Source organism: Bradyrhizobium sp. WSM4873 (genome assembly GCF_055811355.1).
Genome location: NZ_JBVVPS010000020.1, coordinates 19490 through 38344, shown reverse-complemented (window position 1 = coordinate 38344; position 18855 = coordinate 19490). Strand labels below are relative to the sequence as shown.

Annotated in this window: 17 protein-coding genes; 9 read left to right on the top strand and 8 right to left on the bottom strand. The window is 63.3% G+C overall.

Annotation, left to right across the window (positions count from 1 at the left end; translation table 11 throughout):
- Nucleotides 1–132: 132 nt before the first annotated feature.
- A complete protein-coding gene (gene secB / locus AC0L21_RS24280; protein ID WP_007598595.1) occupies nucleotides 133–615 on the top strand; it encodes a protein-export chaperone SecB in 483 nt (160 codons plus the stop codon).
- Here the strand turns inward: secB and dnaQ are convergent.
- The 4 genes from dnaQ to AC0L21_RS24260 are packed head-to-tail and all read right to left on the bottom strand — an operon-like array spanning nucleotide 612 to nucleotide 3483.
- A complete protein-coding gene (dnaQ, locus tag AC0L21_RS24275; RefSeq protein ID WP_473264289.1) occupies nucleotides 612–1328 on the bottom strand; it encodes a DNA polymerase III subunit epsilon in 717 nt (238 codons plus the stop codon). The genes secB and dnaQ overlap by 4 nt on opposite strands.
- A gap of 28 nt (nucleotides 1329–1356) precedes the next feature.
- Nucleotides 1357–1956 (bottom strand): dephospho-CoA kinase, encoded by a 600-nt coding sequence (gene coaE, locus AC0L21_RS24270; RefSeq protein WP_473264288.1) that lies wholly within the window; start codon nucleotides 1954–1956, stop codon nucleotides 1357–1359.
- A gap of 23 nt (nucleotides 1957–1979) precedes the next feature.
- Complete coding sequence (locus AC0L21_RS24265; RefSeq protein ID WP_473264287.1) at nucleotides 1980–2588, bottom strand: Maf family nucleotide pyrophosphatase; 609 nt, start codon at nucleotides 2586–2588, stop codon at nucleotides 1980–1982.
- A 55-nt stretch (nucleotides 2589–2643) separates the two neighbouring features.
- The gene (locus AC0L21_RS24260) at nucleotides 2644–3483 is read right to left on the bottom strand and encodes a pyruvate, water dikinase regulatory protein (RefSeq protein WP_473264286.1); all 840 of its coding nucleotides are present in this window, start codon (nucleotides 3481–3483) and stop codon (nucleotides 2644–2646) included.
- A 66-nt stretch (nucleotides 3484–3549) separates the two neighbouring features.
- Between AC0L21_RS24260 and AC0L21_RS24255 the strand changes: the two genes are divergently transcribed.
- From AC0L21_RS24255 to AC0L21_RS24220, 8 genes are all read left to right on the top strand, one after another.
- Nucleotides 3550–3765: a hypothetical protein gene (locus tag AC0L21_RS24255; RefSeq protein WP_473264285.1), complete on the top strand. Its 216-nt coding sequence runs from the start codon at nucleotides 3550–3552 to the stop codon at nucleotides 3763–3765.
- 177 nt (nucleotides 3766–3942) lie between these two features.
- Nucleotides 3943–4377, top strand: coding sequence for a protoporphyrinogen oxidase HemJ (gene hemJ / locus AC0L21_RS24250; protein ID WP_473264284.1), 435 nt, complete (start codon nucleotides 3943–3945; stop codon nucleotides 4375–4377).
- Between the two features lie 246 nt (nucleotides 4378–4623).
- Nucleotides 4624–5889: a transcription termination factor Rho gene (gene rho / locus AC0L21_RS24245; RefSeq protein WP_007598612.1), complete on the top strand. Its 1266-nt coding sequence runs from the start codon at nucleotides 4624–4626 to the stop codon at nucleotides 5887–5889.
- 309 nt (nucleotides 5890–6198) lie between these two features.
- Complete coding sequence (gene mnmE, locus AC0L21_RS24240; RefSeq protein ID WP_473264283.1) at nucleotides 6199–7554, top strand: tRNA uridine-5-carboxymethylaminomethyl(34) synthesis GTPase MnmE; 1356 nt, start codon at nucleotides 6199–6201, stop codon at nucleotides 7552–7554.
- A gap of 396 nt (nucleotides 7555–7950) precedes the next feature.
- Nucleotides 7951–9831 (top strand): tRNA uridine-5-carboxymethylaminomethyl(34) synthesis enzyme MnmG, encoded by a 1881-nt coding sequence (gene mnmG, locus AC0L21_RS24235; protein WP_473264282.1) that lies wholly within the window; start codon nucleotides 7951–7953, stop codon nucleotides 9829–9831.
- A gap of 7 nt (nucleotides 9832–9838) precedes the next feature.
- A complete protein-coding gene (rsmG, locus tag AC0L21_RS24230; protein WP_473264281.1) occupies nucleotides 9839–10612 on the top strand; it encodes a 16S rRNA (guanine(527)-N(7))-methyltransferase RsmG in 774 nt (257 codons plus the stop codon).
- A 29-nt stretch (nucleotides 10613–10641) separates the two neighbouring features.
- Entirely contained in the window at nucleotides 10642–11496 is an 855-nt protein-coding gene (locus AC0L21_RS24225) for a ParA family protein (RefSeq protein WP_473264280.1), read from the top strand.
- A gap of 140 nt (nucleotides 11497–11636) precedes the next feature.
- Nucleotides 11637–12521: a ParB/RepB/Spo0J family partition protein gene (locus AC0L21_RS24220; protein ID WP_473264279.1), complete on the top strand. Its 885-nt coding sequence runs from the start codon at nucleotides 11637–11639 to the stop codon at nucleotides 12519–12521.
- 150 nt (nucleotides 12522–12671) lie between these two features.
- On the opposite strand, the gene holA is transcribed toward AC0L21_RS24220, so the two are convergent.
- From holA to AC0L21_RS24200, 4 genes are all read right to left on the bottom strand, one after another.
- Nucleotides 12672–13700 (bottom strand): DNA polymerase III subunit delta, encoded by a 1029-nt coding sequence (gene holA, locus AC0L21_RS24215; RefSeq protein ID WP_473264278.1) that lies wholly within the window; start codon nucleotides 13698–13700, stop codon nucleotides 12672–12674.
- A 47-nt stretch (nucleotides 13701–13747) separates the two neighbouring features.
- Nucleotides 13748–14299 carry an LPS assembly lipoprotein LptE gene (lptE, locus tag AC0L21_RS24210; protein ID WP_473264277.1) on the bottom strand — a complete coding sequence of 184 codons (552 nt, stop codon included), beginning with the start codon at nucleotides 14297–14299 and terminating at the stop codon, nucleotides 13748–13750.
- Nucleotides 14286–16910 (bottom strand): leucine--tRNA ligase, encoded by a 2625-nt coding sequence (gene leuS, locus AC0L21_RS24205; protein ID WP_473264276.1) that lies wholly within the window; start codon nucleotides 16908–16910, stop codon nucleotides 14286–14288. The genes lptE and leuS overlap by 14 nt, the downstream gene beginning before the upstream one ends.
- Nucleotides 16911–17080: 170 nt before the next feature.
- Nucleotides 17081–18778 (bottom strand): diguanylate cyclase domain-containing protein, encoded by a 1698-nt coding sequence (locus AC0L21_RS24200; protein ID WP_473264275.1) that lies wholly within the window; start codon nucleotides 18776–18778, stop codon nucleotides 17081–17083.
- Nucleotides 18779–18855 lie beyond the last annotated feature (77 nt).

The following is an 18855-nucleotide window of genomic DNA, read 5'->3' as shown; positions in this document are numbered from 1 at the left end:
CGGGGTGAACGCCATAGTTGTGGGCGTGGCCGGAATTCCCCATCCGGGACCGTTCGTCCTTGTGGAACGAGGTGGCCCTATGTTAGCCAACCGCCGCGAAATTCAGCCCCAATCGGGTAAGGAGACACTCTTATGACCAACGGTAACGGCACCCCTCCCGAGGCGGCCCAGGCTCCCCAGCTCAACGTCCTGGCGCAATATACCAAGGACCTCTCGTTCGAAAATCCGAATGCGCCCAGCTCGCTCCAGCAGCAGAGCCAACCGCCGCAGATCAACATCCAGATCAATGTCAGCGCCAACAACCTGAGCGAACAGGAGTTCGAGGTCACGCTGTCGGTCGAGGGCAAGGCCGAGACCGCCGGCAAGATCATGTTCTCGTTCGAGCTCGCTTATGCCGGCGTGTTCCGCATCTCCAACGTGCCGAAGGACAATTTGCATCCGCTGGTCATGATCGAATGCCCGCGCCTGCTGTTCCCGTTCGCCCGTGAGATCATCGCTACTGCCGTGCGCGACGGCGGGTTCCCGCCCTTGATGCTGGACCCGGTCGACTTCGTCGGCCTCTATCGGCAGAACATGGAGCGGCAAATGGCCGCTCAGCCGAGCGGCCAGGCCTAACCAGCCGAAGCGACAGCTGGAGCGGGCAAGAACTCGTTCCAGATCGCCTTGTCGCCGAGCGTCGCGATGAAGGCCCGGTGGGCCTCGTGCTCGGCGTCTGAGATTCGCGGCGCGAGCGGCGCTGGCCGCTGCCGCCGTGGCGCATCGGCAGCCCCATTGGCGCGAGTCTCTTCGGATTCCGAAGCGAGCAGCAGCTGCGATTGCCGCGCGCCGACGAGATCCACATAGACTTCCGCAAGCAGCTCGGCGTCGAGCAATGCGCCGTGCTTGGTGCGGCGTGAATTGTCGATCGCATAGCGCGAGCAGAGATCGTCGAGCCGGTTAGATACGCCGGGATGCTTGCGCCGTGCCAGCAGCAGCGTATCGACCAGCCGCTCACGCGGGATCCCCGGGCGCTTGATCCGGTCGAGCTCGGCATTGATGAAGCTGATGTCGAACGAGGCATTGTGGATCACCAGCGGCGCGTCGCCGATGAACTCCAGAAAATCGTCGACGACCTCGTGGAACAGCTGCTTCGTCGCCAGGAACTCGGCCGACAGCCCGTGCACCGCAAAGGCTTCTGCCGGCATGTCCCTTTCCGGATTGATGTAGACGTGGAAACTCTGCCCCGTCGGCATGCGATTGAGCATCTCGACGCAGCCGATTTCGACCAGGCGGTCTCCCCGCAGCGGATCGAGGCCGGTGGTTTCGGTGTCGAGAACGATTTCGCGCATGATCCAAGAAGCCGTGTCAGGCGGCGAATCAGGCGCGCCGCTGCGGCATCTTAACGACCTCGGCCAGGATGTGCGCGATTTGGGCGCGCACCGGCTCGAGTCCATGCGACGTATCCACCACAAAATCAGCACGCTTGCGCTTGTCCGCGTCGGGTGTCTGCTTGGCGATGATGGCGTCGAGCTTGGCCTCGTCCATCGTGCCGCGCGCCAGCACCCGCTCGCGCTGCAGTTCCGGAGACGTGGTGACGACGACCACGGCGTCGACCCGCGTCTCGCCGCCCGTCTCGAACAGCAGTGGAATGTCCAGCACCACGACCGGCGCGTTGGCGGCTTCTGCGTCGGCGAAGAATTTTCTCCGGGAAGCGCCGAGCATCGGATGGACGATCTGCTCGAGCTGCTTGATGGCAGCGGCATCCTGCACCACACGCGCCGACAGTTTTGGCCGATCGACCTTGCCGTTCGCGGTGGTGCCGGGGAACGCGGCCTCGATCGCGGGCGCAGCCTCGCCCTCATAGAGCTGATGGACGGCCGCATCGGCATCGTAGACGGGGACGCCGGCCTCCGCGAATAATTTCGCGGTGGTGGATTTGCCCATCCCGATCGAGCCGGTCAGTCCCAGGATCCGCATCAGCGCCCAGCCATCTCTGCCAATTACACTGCAACTAGCCGCTCGCGCCGCAGGAACGCAAGCAGCGGCAGCAACGGCAAGCCGAGAATGGTGAAGTGGTCGCCCTCGATACGCTCGAACAAATGAATGCCCAGGCTTTCGAGCTGATAGCCGCCGACGCTGGTGGTGACGGCATCGCCGGCGATGTCGAGATAGGCCGAAAGCTCGGCCTCGGTCATCTGCCGCATGGTGAGGCGGGCGACCGAGACCTCCTCGAAGATGATCTCACCATTACGTGCTATCGCCACGGCGGAATTCAGCTCATGGCATTGGCCGGAGAGATCGCGCAGTTGCGCCAACGCCTGGGCACGGCCCGCAGGCTTGTTGAAGAGCCGATCGCCAAGCGCCAGCGTTTGATCCGCACCGATGACGGTGCTTCCAGCGTGATGGACCGAGACCGCTCTGGCCTTTTCGCGCGCCAAAAGCAACGCAATCTCGCGCGGATCTGAAAGCCCGGAGGCGGCCTGGATACCGCGCTCGTCGATATCAGCCGTGATCGCCTTGAACTCGAGCCCGGCATTGGCCAGCAGCATCTTTCGCGCGCTGCTCTGCGAGGCCAGGATCAACGAGGATTTGCCGAGCCACAGACCCATTGCGAAACTATTCCCAAGACTATTCCCAAGGATATTCCAAAGACTGTTCTCAAGTTTATTCAGACGGCCGGTTACGCTGGCGATCGCTGTAGAGTTTCATGATCGCCGCGGCGGTTTCCTCGATCGAGCGCCGCGTCACGTCAAGCAGCGGCCAATCGTGCTTGGCGCTCAGCTTGCGGGCAAATGCGACCTCCTCGGCGACCGACTGCTTGTCCGTGTAGGTGTCGCCGCTGGAATCGGCGCCCATGGAGAGCAGGCGGTTCGTGCGCACCTGAATCAAGCGTTCCGGCGTCGCATGCAGGCTCACCACCAGCGGTCGCGTCAACGTTTCCAACTGCGACGGCACCGGAATGCCTGGAACCAGCGGCACGTTGGCAGTGCGGATGCCACGGTTGGCAAGGTAGATCGACGTCGGGGTCTTGGAGGTGCGGGAGACACCGACGAGCACCACGTCCGCGTCGTCGAGCCCTTCGACATGCTGGCCGTCATCATGGATCATCGTGTAGTTCAACGCGTCGATGCGCTTGAAGTATTCGGCATTGAGGACGTGCTGGGCGCCGACCCGGCCGGTCGTGGCAGCTCCAAGATACGCCTCGAACAGCTGCATCACCGGGCCGATGATCGACAGGCTCGGAACATTGATCCCCTTGCACTTGTCCTCGAGCCTGGAGACCAGATCCTTCTCGAGCAGCGTGAACAGCACGATTCCCGGCGCTTCCTCGATCTCGTCGAGCACACGATCGAGCTGTTTCTGGCTGCGCACCAGCGGATAGACGTGCTCGACCGGCGTCACGTTGGCGTATTGGGCGGCAACGGCCCGCGCGACCGTGATCAGCGTCTCACCGGTGGAGTCGGACACGAGGTGCAGATGGAAATAATTGCTCGAGGTCGGCACAAAAGACCTTTGTATGAAACCCGTGTGGTTTGTGGATTTCTGTGGACCTTAACCCCTCGGAAAGGGATGTGCGACACCGCGGGCGGGACAAGTGCCAATTTTCTTCACACCACTGCCCGTGAGAACAAGTTCGGCGCCCCGTCGAAAGAGAAACGGGATTGTGCCGATAACCCTCTTGATAAGCTGCCGACAGAAACGCGCAAGCCTTTGAAGCTGACCGCCTTATCGAAAGCGGCCAGCGCAATCAGGGATATGTTGATGGATGTGAACAAGCGCGTGTGAACGGGCGGACGGAATTGTGTGAGTCCAATTCACCGTCACATAGACTCAAACCTTAAGAATCTAAGATTCTTATTGGAGAAGGGCGCTACGGACGGATATGTGTGCAGGCAAGACCTTAACGAGTTCTTACTATCCCCAGCGTTCCCCCTCGGCTGGGTAGAAATCCGGACCCCAGACATGTTTGAAGACGTCTATCTCTGGATCAAGGCGCTGCATGTGATCGCGGTCATCTCCTGGATGGCCGGCATGCTCTATCTGCCGCGGCTGTTCGTTTATCATTGCGAGGCCGAAATCGGCTCGAAGCAGTCGGAAACGTTCAAGATCATGGAACGGCGGCTGTTCAAGGCGATCATCAACCCCGCCATGATCGTGACCTGGCTCGCCGGGCTCTATCTCGCCTGGGCTGGACACTGGTTCAGTTTCGGCTGGCTGCACGTAAAACTGGCACTGGTCCTGGCGATGTCCGCGGTCCACGGCTTTTTTTCGCGCTGGCTGAAGGATTTCGCGGCGGACCGGCGCCCCCGGAGCCAAAAATTCTATCGAATTATCAATGAGGTACCTACTGCCTTGATGATTCTGATCGTCATCATGGTGATCGTGAAGCCGTTCTAGGCAGGGGTCGCGAACAATCGCTCAGTGCTTCTGCTTGCGGAGTGAGAGGCGATTTTCTATATTAGCAATATCCCACCCAACGCAGGCGGATGTGGTCGTGTCTGAGCTTTCCAGAGGCCGGACACCCCATCAGGTTTGAAGCCTCACCGGCGCTCTCCTTGCCAGACCTGCGGACCTTACCTTTTCGCGTCCGCATTTCAGAGCCTCCTCGCACCCCCTCCCAGGTTACCCCACAGGACCACCCCAATGCGGGAAATCAAACTCCAGGACCTCAAGTCGAAGACGCCGGCCGAGCTCGTCTCGTTCGCGGAAGAGAACGGGGTCGAGAATGCCAGCACCATGCGCAAGCAGGAGCTGCTGTTCGCCATCCTCAAGCAGCTTGCGCTCGCCGAGACCGACATCGTCGGTGAAGGCGTCGTCGAGGTTCTCTCCGACGGCTTCGGCTTCCTCCGCTCGCCCGATGCGAATTATCTGCCGGGCCCGGATGACATCTACGTTTCGCCCTCGCAGATCCGCCGTTTTGGCCTGCGCACCGGCGACACCATCGAAGGCCACATCCGCAGCCCGAAAGAAGGCGAGCGCTATTTCGCGCTGCTGAAGGTCAACACGCTCAATTTCGAGGACCCGGAAAAGGCCAAGCACAAGGTCAATTTCGACAACCTCACGCCGCTGTTTCCGAATCAGCGCTTCCGCATGGAAATCGACGACCCAACGCGGAAAGACCTGTCTGCAAGGGTGATCGACATCGTCGCACCGATCGGCAAGGGCCAGCGTGCTCTGATTGTCGCGCCGCCGCGCACGGGCAAGACCGTGCTGATGCAGAACATCGCGCATTCGATCGCGCATAATCATCCCGAGTGCTATCTGATCGTGCTCCTGATCGACGAACGTCCGGAAGAAGTTACGGACATGCAGCGTTCGGTGAAGGGCGAGGTCGTCTCCTCGACCTTCGACGAACCGGCGGTGCGCCACGTCCAGGTCGCCGAGATGGTGATCGAGAAGGCCAAGCGTCTGGTCGAGCATGGCCGCGACGTCGTGATCCTGCTGGACTCCATCACGCGCCTCGGCCGCGCCTACAACACCGTGGTGCCGTCATCGGGCAAGGTGCTGACCGGCGGTGTCGACGCCAACGCGCTGCAGCGGCCGAAGCGGTTCTTCGGCGCGGCCCGCAACATCGAAGAGGGTGGCTCGCTGACGATCATCGCGACCGCGCTGGTTGATACCGGCAGCCGCATGGACGAAGTCATCTTCGAAGAGTTCAAGGGTACCGGCAACTCCGAGCTGATCCTCGACCGCAAGGTTTCGGACAAGCGGACCTTCCCGGCGATCGACATTTCGCGCTCCGGCACCCGCAAGGAGGAGCTGATCACCGATCCGGTGGTCCTGAAGAAGATGTACGTGCTCCGCCGCATCCTGAATCCGATGGGGACGATGGACGGAATCGACTTCCTGCTCGACAAGCTGCGCTCGACCAAGAGCAATTCCGAGTTCTTCGACTCGATGAACACCTGATTGCAGTGCAATATGACCAAAGGGCGCCTTCGGGCGCCCTTTTTCGTTGTGCGGCTTTGCTGCAGCGAAGGTGCAGCATTGTGGGGCGTCTGCCGCTTTTAGCGGATGTCGCCTAATACATTGATATGATTTGCGAATAGCGAGATCAGGGACGTCGCTCATTCCGTTGGAAGTGGTTCTTGCAACAGACGCTCGCGAAATTGTTGCATCGCAACACGGGCTTTGCTGCAGGAATTGGTGCAGCAAATCGCGCGATTTGTCTGCCGAAACAGATGTTTGCCTTTTCGCTTTCAGCCGGACAAATAGGTCATGCATCCGCGAGACCACACCATCTTTGCGCTGTCGTCCGGCCGTCCGCCAAGCGCGCTCGCGGTGGTGCGCGTCTCCGGGCCAGGCGCCAGCCTGGTGCTGACGACGCTGGCGGGCAAGCTGCCGGCGCCGAGGCAGGCAAGTCGCCGGCTCCTTCATGACGACGCGGGCCAGCCGATCGACGATTCGGTGGTGTTGTGGTTTCCAGGCCCCGCCAGCGCGACCGGCGAGGACGTCGCCGAATTCCACGTCCATGGCGGCCGCGCGGTGCTGGCGGCACTCTTCGCCGCTATTTCCGTAATTCCGAATACGCGTACCGCCGAGCCCGGCGAATTCACCCGGCGTGCCTTCGAGAACGGCAAGCTCGACCTGACCGAAGCGGAGGGCCTCGACGATCTCATTCACGCCGACACCGACCGGCAGCGCCGCCAGGCGTTACGGCAGCTGCAGGGTCTCCTTGGCAGTCGCGCGCGCGACTGGCGCGAGCGCATCATCGAGGCCTCGGCCTTGATCGAGGCCGGCATCGATTTCTCCGATGAGGGCGATGTGCCCGCCGAGTTGATGGCGCCTGCGGTCAAGGCGATCAGTGCGCTGCACGACGAAATCGCAGAAGTCCTTGCGGCACAGGGACAAGCTGAACGCTTGCGCGACGGCCTCGTGGTTGCGATCGCGGGCGAGCCGAATGTCGGCAAATCGACGCTGATCAACCAGCTCGCGCGTCGCGACGTGGCAATCGTCTCGCCGCATGCCGGCACGACACGCGATGTAATCGAGGTGCAGCTCGATCTCGACGGCTATCCCGTCACGGTGATCGATACCGCCGGCATTCGGGAGACCGACGATCCGGTCGAGCAGGAGGGTGTACGCCGGGCGCGAGCCCGAGCCGAAGACGCCGACCTCGTGTTGTGGCTGGTGGAGGCGGGGCGCGCTGTTGATCCGGCTGCGATACCGTTGCTGGGGAAGTCCGGCAACGCAGGCAATCGCTCCGGCTCGGTCTGGACCGTGCGCAACAAGGTCGATCTCGGCGGGGTCGAGGACGTCGGACCGCGCGGTGAGTTCCGAATCGCAGCGAGCCGGGGCGACGGCATTCCCGAACTGGTCGATGCCCTCGTGAAATTCGCTGCCGTCTTCTTCGGAACGACCGAGGGGGCATTGGTGACCCGGGCCCGGCAGCGGGATCTGCTGCGCCGGGCATCGGACAGCTTGCGTCGGAGTCTGGAGCTTGTAGAACACGGCGAGGAGCTTGCCGCCGAAGAGCTGCGGGCTGCCGCCTATGCCTTGGGCCGGCTGCTGGGTCGGGTGGACGTTGAGGACGTCCTGGGGGCCATTTTCCAGAAGTTCTGCGTTGGAAAGTAGCGCTAGTTCTTCATTGTAGAACTAGCCTTTGTTCCACTTCTTCCGTTTCACGTGAAGCGTCTCCATCACCCAATTCTCCGGTCTGAAACGTAGCAGCTAAGGAGCGGGTGAGCGGAGAGACCGGGATCACCCCTCTCGCGCCGATAGGGGTATGCCGCTGCCATCGCTTCGGAGACCGGCCGGCATCTGGGCACTACGACCTCCGGTCCATGTCCTTATCCTTCGAGAGTCCCGTTTTCTCGCATTGAAAACCGCAATCTTTCCAAGGGCCATTCTACTGTGCATGGGGTTGTTTTCGCGAAAACACTCGGGCATCGCTTGCCCCGTTTCACGTGAAACAGCCGCCTCTCCAGTTTCCACTTCCGGCTTGCCCGCCTCTGAGTTAGAAGTCCGCCCATGCGAACAGAGCGAGAGAGCTTCGACGTCATCGTGATTGGCGGCGGCCACGCCGGCTGTGAGGCCGCTTCTGCCTCTGCCCGGATGGGCGCGGCCACGGCCCTGGTGACGCATCGTTTCTGCACGGTTGGCGCGATGTCCTGCAATCCCGCCATTGGCGGTCTCGGCAAGGGCCATCTGGTTCGCGAGGTTGACGCGCTCGATGGTCTGATGGGCCGGGTCGGCGACGCGGGCGGCATCCAGTTTCGCGTCCTCAATCGCCGTAAGGGACCGGCGGTGCGTGGTCCGCGCGCGCAGGCCGACCGGAAGCTCTATGCCGCCGCAATGCAGTCGGCGATTCGGGAGACCGACGGTCTTTCGGTGATCGAAGGCGAGGCCGACGAGCTGATCGTGGTCGAGGGACGGGTGATCGGCCTGCGCCTGGCAGATGGCCGCGAACTTCGGGCAGGGGCTGTCGTCGTCACCACCGGCACCTTCCTCCGCGGTCTGATCCATCTTGGAGAGAAGAACTGGCCGGCCGGCAGGGCTGGCGAGGCGCCTGCGATGGGTCTTTCGACCTCCTTCGAGCGTGCCGGGTTCACCCTTGGACGGCTCAAGACAGGGACCCCGCCGCGACTGGACGGCTCGACGATCGACTGGTCCGCGGTCGAAATGCAGCCGGGGGACGAGCCCCCGGAGCCGTTTTCGGTGATGACCCAGCGGATCACGACCCCGCAGATCCAGTGCGGGATCACCCGGACCACGCCTGCGACGCACGAGGTGATCCGGGCCAATGTCCATCGCTCTCCGATGTACTCCGGCCAGATCAAGAGCTCCGGACCGCGCTATTGCCCTTCGATCGAGGACAAGATCGTTCGCTTCGGCGATCGCGACGGTCACCAGATCTTCCTGGAGCCGGAAGGGCTCGACGACAGCACTGTCTATCCCAACGGCATCTCGACCTCGCTGCCGGAGGAGGTCCAGCTCGCCATCCTCGCAACCATTCCCGGCCTGGAGCGGGTGAAGATGGTCCGGCCGGGCTATGCCATCGAATACGACCACATCGATCCGCGTGAGCTCGATCCGACCCTCCAGACCAAGCGTCTGCGCGGCCTGTTCCTGGCCGGGCAGATCAACGGCACGACCGGATACGAGGAAGCCGCCGGCCAGGGCATCGTGGCCGGCCTGAACGCGGCTTTGGCTGCGAGCGGGTCCCCGTTGACGGTGTTCGACCGGGCCGATGGCTATCTTGGTGTGATGATCGACGACCTCGTCACCCGCGGCATCAGCGAACCCTATCGGATGTTCACCTCCAGGGCCGAGTACCGGCTGACGCTGCGGGCGGACAATGCCGATCAGCGTTTGACCGAGAAGGGCATCGCCCTGGGATGTGTTGGGAGCGCCCGGACCGTGCATCATCGCGCCAAGATGAATGCCCTGAATGCGGCTCGAGCGCTGTCGAAGTCGCTGACGATCACCCCGAACGAGGCTATCAAGCAGGGTCTCACCCTGAACCGGGATGGTCAGCGTCGCTCGGCCTTCGAGCTGATGGCGTATCCCGAGATCGGCTGGAGCCAGGTCCGTGCGATCTGGCCGGAGCTCGCTGCCATCGATCCTGTCATTGCCACCCATCTCGAGATCGACGCGAAGTACGACGTCTATCTGGAGCGCCAGAGCGCCGACGTCGAAGCCTTCAGGCGGGACGAGGGGATGGTCCTGTCGGACGTCGATTACCAGCAGGTCCCCGGTCTCTCCAACGAGGTGAGGGCCAAGCTGGAGAAGGCGCGGCCGTTCACCGTTGGCCAGGCCGGCCGAATCGACGGCATGACGCCGGCCGCGCTCGGGATCCTTGCGGCCTATCTCCGCCGCGAAGCGCGGAAGACTTCCAAAGCAATCGCATAGGTTTCACGTGAAACAGCGCGCGCCGGGCGGCGGCGGATCGTCATCGAGAAAATCCTCGGCGGGTGAGGGCGCCGGCGGTCGCCCCGAACCGGCGCCGACCGGACCGAAGATCGACAAGGCCAGCGCCAACGACCGGTCTTTGGACTCCGTCATCGCGGCCGACAAGATTGCAGCGCTCAAGCTCGCACCCGTTTCACATGAAACGGAGGCCCGGCTTGATCGCTACATCGCACTGCTCCGGGAGTGGCAGGCCAAGACCAACCTGGTCGCGCCCTCGACGTTGCCGCATCTCTGGACCCGGCACATCGCCGATTCACTTCAGCTCGTCGCTCTTGCCCCGTCGGCCAAACGCTGGGCCGACCTTGGTAGCGGCGGCGGCTTCCCCGGCGTAGTGCTGGCCTGCGCTATGGCAGGAACGGCCGGGGCGAGCGTCCATCTGGTCGAGCGAATCGCCAAAAAGGCGGCCTTCCTGCGCGAAGCCGTCCGCGTCACGACATCTCCAGGAGTCGTACATCTCGCTGAGATCGGGGATAATGTGGATAGAATCACCGGCCCGGTCGATTGCGTCACCGCGCGTGCGCTGGCTCCGCTACACCAACTCATCGGCTTTGCGGAGCCGCTGATGCGCCAAGGCGCAAAGGCGTTGTTTCTCAAGGGTCAAGATGTAGAGTCTGAATTGACCGAAGCCACTAAATATTGGAATGTTCAGCCGCAGCTCCACCGAAGCCGAACAGGCGACGGTTGGATCGTTGAGCTGGCTTCCGTCGAACGGCGCGGGTGAGGCGTCAGGGGCCGAGTGGGGAATTTGCGATGAGCGTGATTGACGAACCGCAGCAGGAACAGACCGCCGCCGTCCCGCAGGGCCATCCGCGCATCCTGGCGCTGGCGAATCAGAAGGGCGGCGTGGGAAAAACAACCACGGCGATCAATCTCGGCACGGCGCTCGCTGCGATCGGCGAACGTGTCCTGATCGTCGATCTCGATCCGCAGGGCAACGCCTCGACCGGACTCGGCATCGATCGCCGCAACCGCTCCTGCTCGACCTATGACGTTCTGGTGGGCGAGGCGAGCCTGCGGGAAGCGGTAGTGTCGACGGCAGTGCCGCGGCTGCATATCGCGCCCTCGACCATGGATCTCTCCGGCCTCGAGCTCGAGCTCGGCACCACGCCCGGTCGTGCGTACAAGCTGCGTGACGCGATCAGCGTGCTCAACAACAACGTCTCGCCCGACGCCGATTACACCTACGTGCTGATCGACTGTCCGCCCTCGCTCAATCTGATCACCGTGAACGCGATGGCGGCTTCCGACGCGATCCTGGTGCCGCTGCAGTGCGAATTCTTCGCGCTCGAAGGTTTGTCGCAACTGCTGCAGACGGTGGAGCAGGTGCGCTCGACGCTCAATCCGAACCTGTCGATCCACGGCATCGTGCTGACCATGTTCGACTCGCGCAACAATCTCTCGAACCAGGTCGTTGCCGACGTCCGGCAGTTCATGGGCGAGAAGGTCTACAAGACCATGATCCCGCGCAACGTGCGCATCTCGGAGGCACCGTCCTACGGCAAGCCGGTGCTGGTCTACGATCTCAAATGCGTCGGCAGCGAAGCTTACCTGCGGCTCGCCACCGAAGTTATCCAGCGCGAGCGCGAGCTGCGAACGACGCATTAGAGGTGCTGTAGGGTGGGCAAAGGCGTCTCGCCGTGCTCACCATCTTCCGCACATAACTAACTGGTGGGCACGCTTCGCTTTGCCCACCCTACGACAATTCAGTTCTGGAGTGCTGCAGCGTGAATCCAAGGGAGCTGGCGATGGCCGACGAAGCGCGTTCGCGATTGGGCCGGGGTCTTGCGAGTCTGATCGGTGATGTCGGTGGCGAGGCCCAGCATGTCGATCGCCCGCGCGCGCAACGCAAGGTGCCGATCGAGTTCATCAAGCCCAATCCGCGCAACCCGCGCCGCACCTTTTCGGAAGGCGAGCTTAGGGAGCTCAGCGATTCGATCAGGCAGCACGGCGTGATCCAGCCGATCGTGGTCCGCCCGGTGAAGGGGGCGCAGGACCGCTTCGAGATCATCGCCGGCGAGCGGCGCTGGCGCGCCTCGCAAATGGCCGGCCTGCACGAAGTGCCGATCGTCCCCGTCGACATCAGCGACAGCGATGCGCTGGAGTTCGCGATCGTCGAGAACGTGCAGCGCGAAGACCTCAACCCGATGGAAGAGGCGCTCGGCTATCACGCGCTCGCCAACGAGTTCAAACGCAGCCAGGACGACATCGCCAAGGTCGTCGGCAAGAGCCGCAGCCACATCGCCAACATGATGCGGCTGACGAAGCTTCCCGCGGAGGTGCAAGCCTTGATCACGAGCGGGAAGCTGACCGCCGGTCACGCCCGCGCGCTGATCGGCGTGCCTGATCCGCTCGCGGCCGCCAAGCGCATCGTCGAAGAAGGCCTCAACGTCCGCCAGACCGAGGCGCTGGCGCATGAAGAGGGCGTGCCGGAGCGCAAGCCGCAGAAGGCGCGCACGGGGGCGAAGGAAAAGGACCCCGACACGGTCGATCTGGAGAAGCGCGTCAGCGATGCGCTGGGACTCAAGGTCACCGTCAGTCACCGCGACCCCGGTGGCTCCGTGCAGATCAACTACCGCAACCTCGATCAACTCGACGAGGTGATGCGGCGGCTGGCGAAGGGCGCGATCTAGACGCACCCTCGATGTCGTCCTGGCGAAGGCCAGGACCCATACCGCGTGATGTCTCGATTGGAGCTGGTCGCCATACCGGACTCCGAATCTTCGCCCAACCTCTCCTTGGGATAATGGGTCCTGGCTTTCGCCAGGACGACATTGGGAGACTCAGCGCCGCCGCTTCGCGTTCGCGGCGATCGCCATCAGCGTGCGCTGGGCGATGGCGGCGGCTAGCGTCGATTGCTTGCGGGTGTCGAGCGCGGCGGTCGCGAGCTGCTCGATGATGGCGGCGAGCCTCGCCACGCTGAAATTGCGCAGTGCGGTTTCGACCGCGGGTTTCCGCGAAAAATGCAGGCGCGGATAGCCGCTGTCGAGCACCGCGGAAGCGGGCGTGCCGTCGGCGATCGCGAGCGCCGATTTGTGCAGCCACGCCGCCTGACGCTGCGCCGCGGAGATGATCACCCCGGGGTAGGTGCCAGCGATCATGGCCTTGGCAAACTCGTTCTCGACGATCTCGGGTCGCCCGGCGAAGGCGCCATCGACGATCGGATCGAGTTTCAGCTCCGACGCATCGGCGACCACGGCCATCACGTCATCCAGCGTGATCTCGCCCTTGCCGTGGGAATAGAGCGTGAGCTTGCGTAGCTCGTTGCGGGAGGCCTGGCGGTCGCCGCCGAGGAACGACATCAGCGCCGCGCGGGCATCCTGCGCGATGCGCAAATTGGCGATGCGGAGCTCGTCTTCCATCAGCTTGGCGAGGTCGCGCTCGGTATCGGGATAGCAGGCGATCGCGACGGCCGTCTTGGCGCGTTCGCAAGCCTTGCGCAGTGGCGATTCCGGGCGCAGCTCGCCGGCCTCGATCACGATGCGGCAATCCTTCACGCCCATCTCCGCCAGCGTGTCGATAGCGCTGGCAAAGCTGCGCGAGCCGGCGCGCACGCGGATGGCGCGACGGCCGCCGAACAGCGGCACCGTCATGGCTTCGTCGACGAGGCGCGACGGCTCGGCGGAGAGCTCGTCGCCATCGACCTTGACCAGTGAGAACGGATCGTTGGGATCGTCGACGGCCGAGGCGATCAGCGCATCCGCGCGTTCGCGGACCAGGCCGGCGTCAGGACCATAGAGCAGGATAATCGGACGGCCCGCATCGGGGCGGGCGAGAAAGGCGTCGATCTCTTTTCCGCGCAGCGCAACCATGGTGCCTGGGAATCGTCATTCCGGGTGAACCGGAAGGGCGGGATGAATTAAGTGCCCGCGGTGAAGAACGAGGCGAGCCGGGTATTGATGTTCTCGGCGATCTCGTTGGCGGCACGATCCTCGGCATCGCGCACTGCGCGGTTGCGCGAGAAGCGCTGGTAGGAGCCGGGCATGTCATAGGACACGCGCGAGAACGTGGTGCCGGTCATCACCGATTTGCCGGTCGCGACCTCGACCAGATTGTACTGACAGTCGATGCCGTAGTTTTCGCTGCTCGGCAGACCGGTGCTGGGATCGACGATCAGGGACGATTTGCTCGAGTTGAAGCGGATCACCAGGCGGTGGGTCGGCGGCATGCCGGTGGCGGTGCCATAGAGCTTGAAGGCCAGAGCATTGCGGACCTCGACGCCGACGCGGGCCTCGCGGGAGGCATTTGGCTTGTCGACAGGAGGCAGCTCGACCCCCATCAGCTTCTCGCGCAGGCCGGGGGTTCCGTCGGTATGCTCGGCATACATCGGCTGGAAGCAGCCGGCCGTCATGGCCGCCAGTGCGGCCACCGCCAGCAAGCGGGCTGCGATGCGGATCCTAGCCGACAACATTCACGATCCTCTTGGGGACGATAATCACCTTGCGGACGGGCTTGCCGTCCAGCGCCAGTTTTACCGCATCGAGGGCCAAAACGGCAGCCTCGATTTCCGGATTCTCGGCCCCTGTTGCAACTGTGACCTCGCCCCGCTTCTTGCCGTTGACCTGGACCACCAGGGTCACACTGTCTTCAACCAGCAAATCGCGTTCGATTTGGGGCCAATTGGCCTCGGAAACCAACCCGCCGTGGCCGAGAACCTGCCAACACTCCTCGGCCAAATGCGGCATCATCGGGGAGAACAGCTGGACCAGGATCTGGCTGGCCTCCCGGATCGCCCAGGCCAAATCTGGAGCCGGCTGGCCGGGACGCTGCAAGATCTCCGCAAACGCATTGGTGAATTCGCGGATATGGGCGAGGCAGACGTTGAAGTGCAGCCGCTCGATTCCGGTGGTGACCTTGTCCAGCGCCCCATGGGCGGCCTTGCGCAAGGCGGTGGCGTCCGGGCCGAAGCTGGCGGGCCGGGCCGCCGGCGCGGCCTTGCCGCCTTCGACAGAGTCGTTCACCAGCCGCCACAGCCGCTGCACGAAGCGCGAGGCGCCCTGGACGCGCTCATCGCTCCAGATCACGTCGCGCTCGGGCGGGGAGTCCGACAGCATGAACCAGCGGGCGACGTCGGCGCCATAGGTCTCGATGATGTCGTCGGGGTCGACCGTATTCTTCTTCGACTTCGACATCTTCTCGATCGGGCCGATCTGGATGTCTTCGCCTGACGTCAGCAGCGTCGCGCGGCGGCCGTTGGCGCCGGTCTCGACCTTCACCTCGACCGGCTGGACGTAGGTGCCGTCGGCCTTCTGATAGGTCTCGTGCACCACCATGCCCTGCGTGAACATGCCGGCGAACGGCTCGTCCAGTGCGATGTGACCGGTCGCCTTCATGGCGCGCGTGAAGAAGCGGCTGTAGAGCAGATGCAGGATCGCGTGCTCGACGCCGCCGATATACTGGTCGACCGGCAGCATCCGGTTGGCGACCTCTGGCGTCGTCGGCGCGTTCTCGTTCCAGGGATCGGTGAAGCGCGCAAAGTACCAGGACGAATCCACGAAGGTGTCCATGGTGTCGGTTTCACGCTGCGCCTTGCCGCCGCATTTGGGGCAGCTGACGTGCTTCCAGGTCGGGTGATGGTCGAGCGCGTTGCCGGGCTTGTCGAAGGTTGCATCGTCCGGCAGCTTCACCGGCAGGTCTGCGTCAGGCACTGGCACCACATCGCATTTGGGACAATGGATGACGGGGATCGGGCAGCCCCAATAGCGCTGGCGCGAAATACCCCAGTCGCGCAGGCGGAAATTGACCTGACGCTCGCCGACCGGCGCGTTGCCGCGCAGCTCGGTCTCGAGACGCTTCGCCACCTCGTCCTTGGCCTGATCGATTGTCATGCCGTCGAGGAAGCGCGAATTGATCATGCGGCCGTCACCGTCATAGGCGGTATCGGTGATGACGAACGATTTCGGATCCTGGCCCTCAGGGCACACCACCGGCGTGTTGCCGAGAGCGTACTTGTTGACGAAGTCGAGGTCGCGCTGGTCGTGTGCGGGACAGCCGAAAATGGCGCCGGTGCCGTATTCCATCAGCACGAAGTTGGCGACATAGACCGGCAGCTTCCAGCTCGGATCGAACGGGTGAACCGCGCGGATGCCGGTATCGAATCCCTGCTTCTCGGCGGTGTCGATGATCTCCTGCGCCGTGCCCATCCGCTTGATCTCGCCGATGAACTCGGCGAGCGCAGGGTTTTTGGCGGCGGCGGCCTGCGCCAGCGGATGATCGGCCGAGATCGCCATGAACTTCGCGCCGAACAACGTGTCCGGGCGCGTCGTGAAAATCTTCAGCTCGCTCTCACCGGCCGGTGTTGTCGCCGTATCGAGCGCGAAGCGGATCAGCAGCCCCTCGGACCGGCCGATCCAGTTGCGCTGCATCAGCCGCACCTTGTCGGGCCAGCGATCCAGCGTATCCAGTGCCGACAGCAGCTCCTGCGAGTACTTCGTGATCTTGAAGACCCACTGGTTCATTTCCCGTTGTTCGACAACGGCACCCGAACGCCAGCCCTTCCCGTCGATCACTTGCTCATTGGCGAGCACGGTCATGTCGACGGGGTCCCAGTTCACCTTGCGCTTCTCGCGCTCGGCGAGGCCTTCGCGCAGGAAGTCCAGAAACATCTTCTGCTGGTGCTTGTAATAGGAGGGATCGCAGGTCGCGACCTCACGGCTCCAGTCCAGCGACAGCCCGATCGAACGGAGCTGCTTCTTCATCGCGGCGATGTTGTCGTAGGTCCAGGCCTTCGGCGCCACCTTGCGCTCGATCGCGGCGTTCTCGGCCGGCAGGCCGAAAGCGTCCCAGCCCATCGGGTGCAGCACGTTGAAACCCTTGGCGCGCATGAAGCGGGCCAGTACGTCGCCGAGCGTGTAATTGCGGACATGGCCAATATGGATGCGCCCCGACGGGTAGGGGAACATCTCGAGCACATAATATTTCGGCCGCGGATCGTCGTTCCTGGAGACGAAGATCGCCTGTTGGTCCCAGGCGGCTTGCCAGCGCGGTTCGGCGTCGCGGGCGTTGTAGCGTTCGGAGGTCATGGAATCGTTGGGGTTTTCGTGGATCTGGGCCGGCTAAAGACGGCGGACTAGGCCATAGAAGTCCTCAAGGGGTCAATGGGTTGCCGCAATTTGGGAACCTCCGCGACCGTCCCGGGTAAATAGTGGGGCCGCCATTGGGGTGTGATTAAAAGGTTGCTACGGGTTACCCCTCAACCCGCCATCATCATTTCCGCCGCGCCGTTGTCGATCACCGTGATGCCGTGCTCGACGACGTTGTTGCGGCCGCGGTGCTTGGCGGCGTAGAGCGCGGCGTCGGCGGCTTCGATCAAATCGCCCGGGCGCAAGCTCTCGTTGGGCTTTGTCGCGGCAACGCCGATCGAGACGGTGACGATCATGTGGTCGGAGGTGATGTGCGGCAGGCACAGCTTCAGCACGGCCGCGCGCGCCTGTTCGCCGATTTCGACGGCGCGCGCGACGTCGGTGTTCGGCAACAACAGGCAGAATTCCTCGCCGCCGTAGCGGGCCGCGAAGCCCATCGTGTCGGCGGCGATACCGGACAGCGATTCGCCGAGCCTGGTCAGGCAGGAATCGCCTTCGAGATGGCCGTAGGTGTCGTTGAACAGCTTGAAATGGTCGACGTCGATCATCAACAGTGCGAGGTCGCTGCCATATTGCTGCGCGCGCATCCATTCGAAGTCGAGGCGGCTCTGGAAGCCGCGGCGGTTGGCAAGTCCCGACAACATGTCGATCGAGGCCATCACCGTGAGCCGGTCATTGCTCGCCATCAGCTCGCGTTCGCGCTGGCTGAGCTGCGCGGCCATCGCGTTGAACGCACGGGCCAGCGGCACGAACTCGGACGGCAGGCGGTTGCGCGCGGCACGCGCCGAGAGATCGCCCTCGCCCAGACGCTTGGCCATGTCGGCGAGCATCCTGATCGGCTTGATCACCAGTTTCTCGGCTGCGATCAGCGCGCCGAGCAGCACGAATACGACGACGAAAGCAAGCTGGAGATAGGCGGTGCGGATGTCGCGGCTCACGGCGGCGGACACCTTGTCCTCGTCGATGCTGGCGATCAGGCGGGCATTGGTTCCGGCAATGCGGATATAGCTGACCGCGCGGCGGGAGCCGTCGGCAGCGAGGAAAGAGAGGGAACCTTCGTCCTGATCCGACCTCAGCGCCTTGTCGGCGATCGCGGACATCAGCGGCATGTTGTCGAGTGGACGTCCGATCGCACTATGCTGGTCGGCCGGTGCGGCCAGCACGGTGCCGGTGCTGTCGACCAGCACGGCCGTGATGCCGGCGCGACCCCCCAGATTGCTCATGACCTTCGACATCCAGTCGAGGTTGACGGTGGCGAGCACGACGGCATCTGCTGCGCCGCTGAAGGCGGATACCGGGTAAACCGCCATGACGGTCGGTGTCGGCACCGGGCGCGACATGATGAAGTCGCTCAGCACGAAGCGGCCGGTTTCTTGCGCCTGCTGGAAGTACGGCCGATCGCTGAGGTCGAGGCCGACATACATGTTGTTGGTGGCGCACTGGATGCGTCCGTCCTGGCCGGCGATCAGAAGCGTGCGGATCCAGGGGAGATTCGACGGCAGGCTCGCGCGCAGCACGTCACAGCTCTTGCTGATGCCGCCGGCGGAGGCGCGGATGAATGCTTCCGATTTCAGGATGGTCTCGACCGACGAGATCACCTCGCGCTGCGCGTCGGCGCTGTGTCTTGCGACGGTGGTGAATTCGGCCGTGGCCTGCGCGATCTGCCGCGTGCGCGTGTCTTCGAGCGAACGGATGCGCTCGAACATCAAAGGCGTCACCAGAATGACCGCGAGCAACGCAAGCCGCGCCCGGATTCCGAGAACCTGCTTGAGTTTCACTCGTTTGCGGTTGAAACTGACGTTTGCCATCTTCGCTGCCCACCCCGCGGCTAAGGTAAAGCGAAGGGTTCAAAAACTCTTTCTTGAACTCGGTAAAATTAGAACTA

Bases quoted from the DNA above. Each gene is read 5' to 3' on its own strand.
- secB (WP_007598595.1), top strand. From the start codon at position 133: ATGACCAACGGTAACGGCACCCCTCCCGAGGCGGCCCAGGCTCCCCAG.
- dnaQ (WP_473264289.1), bottom strand. From the start codon at position 1,328: ATGCGCGAAATCGTTCTCGACACCGAAACCACCGGCCTCGATCCGCTG.
- coaE (WP_473264288.1), bottom strand. From the start codon at position 1,956: ATGCGGATCCTGGGACTGACCGGCTCGATCGGGATGGGCAAATCCACC.
- AC0L21_RS24265 (WP_473264287.1), bottom strand. From the start codon at position 2,588: ATGGGTCTGTGGCTCGGCAAATCCTCGTTGATCCTGGCCTCGCAGAGC.
- AC0L21_RS24255 (WP_473264285.1), top strand. From the start codon at position 3,550: ATGTGCGACACCGCGGGCGGGACAAGTGCCAATTTTCTTCACACCACT.
- hemJ (WP_473264284.1), top strand. From the start codon at position 3,943: ATGTTTGAAGACGTCTATCTCTGGATCAAGGCGCTGCATGTGATCGCG.
- rho (WP_007598612.1), top strand. From the start codon at position 4,624: ATGCGGGAAATCAAACTCCAGGACCTCAAGTCGAAGACGCCGGCCGAG.
- mnmE (WP_473264283.1), top strand. From the start codon at position 6,199: ATGCATCCGCGAGACCACACCATCTTTGCGCTGTCGTCCGGCCGTCCG.
- mnmG (WP_473264282.1), top strand. From the start codon at position 7,951: ATGCGAACAGAGCGAGAGAGCTTCGACGTCATCGTGATTGGCGGCGGC.
- AC0L21_RS24225 (WP_473264280.1), top strand. From the start codon at position 10,642: ATGAGCGTGATTGACGAACCGCAGCAGGAACAGACCGCCGCCGTCCCG.
- AC0L21_RS24220 (WP_473264279.1), top strand. From the start codon at position 11,637: ATGGCCGACGAAGCGCGTTCGCGATTGGGCCGGGGTCTTGCGAGTCTG.
- holA (WP_473264278.1), bottom strand. From the start codon at position 13,700: ATGGTTGCGCTGCGCGGAAAAGAGATCGACGCCTTTCTCGCCCGCCCC.
- lptE (WP_473264277.1), bottom strand. From the start codon at position 14,299: ATGTTGTCGGCTAGGATCCGCATCGCAGCCCGCTTGCTGGCGGTGGCC.
- leuS (WP_473264276.1), bottom strand. From the start codon at position 16,910: ATGACCTCCGAACGCTACAACGCCCGCGACGCCGAACCGCGCTGGCAA.
- AC0L21_RS24200 (WP_473264275.1), bottom strand. From the start codon at position 18,778: ATGGCAAACGTCAGTTTCAACCGCAAACGAGTGAAACTCAAGCAGGTT.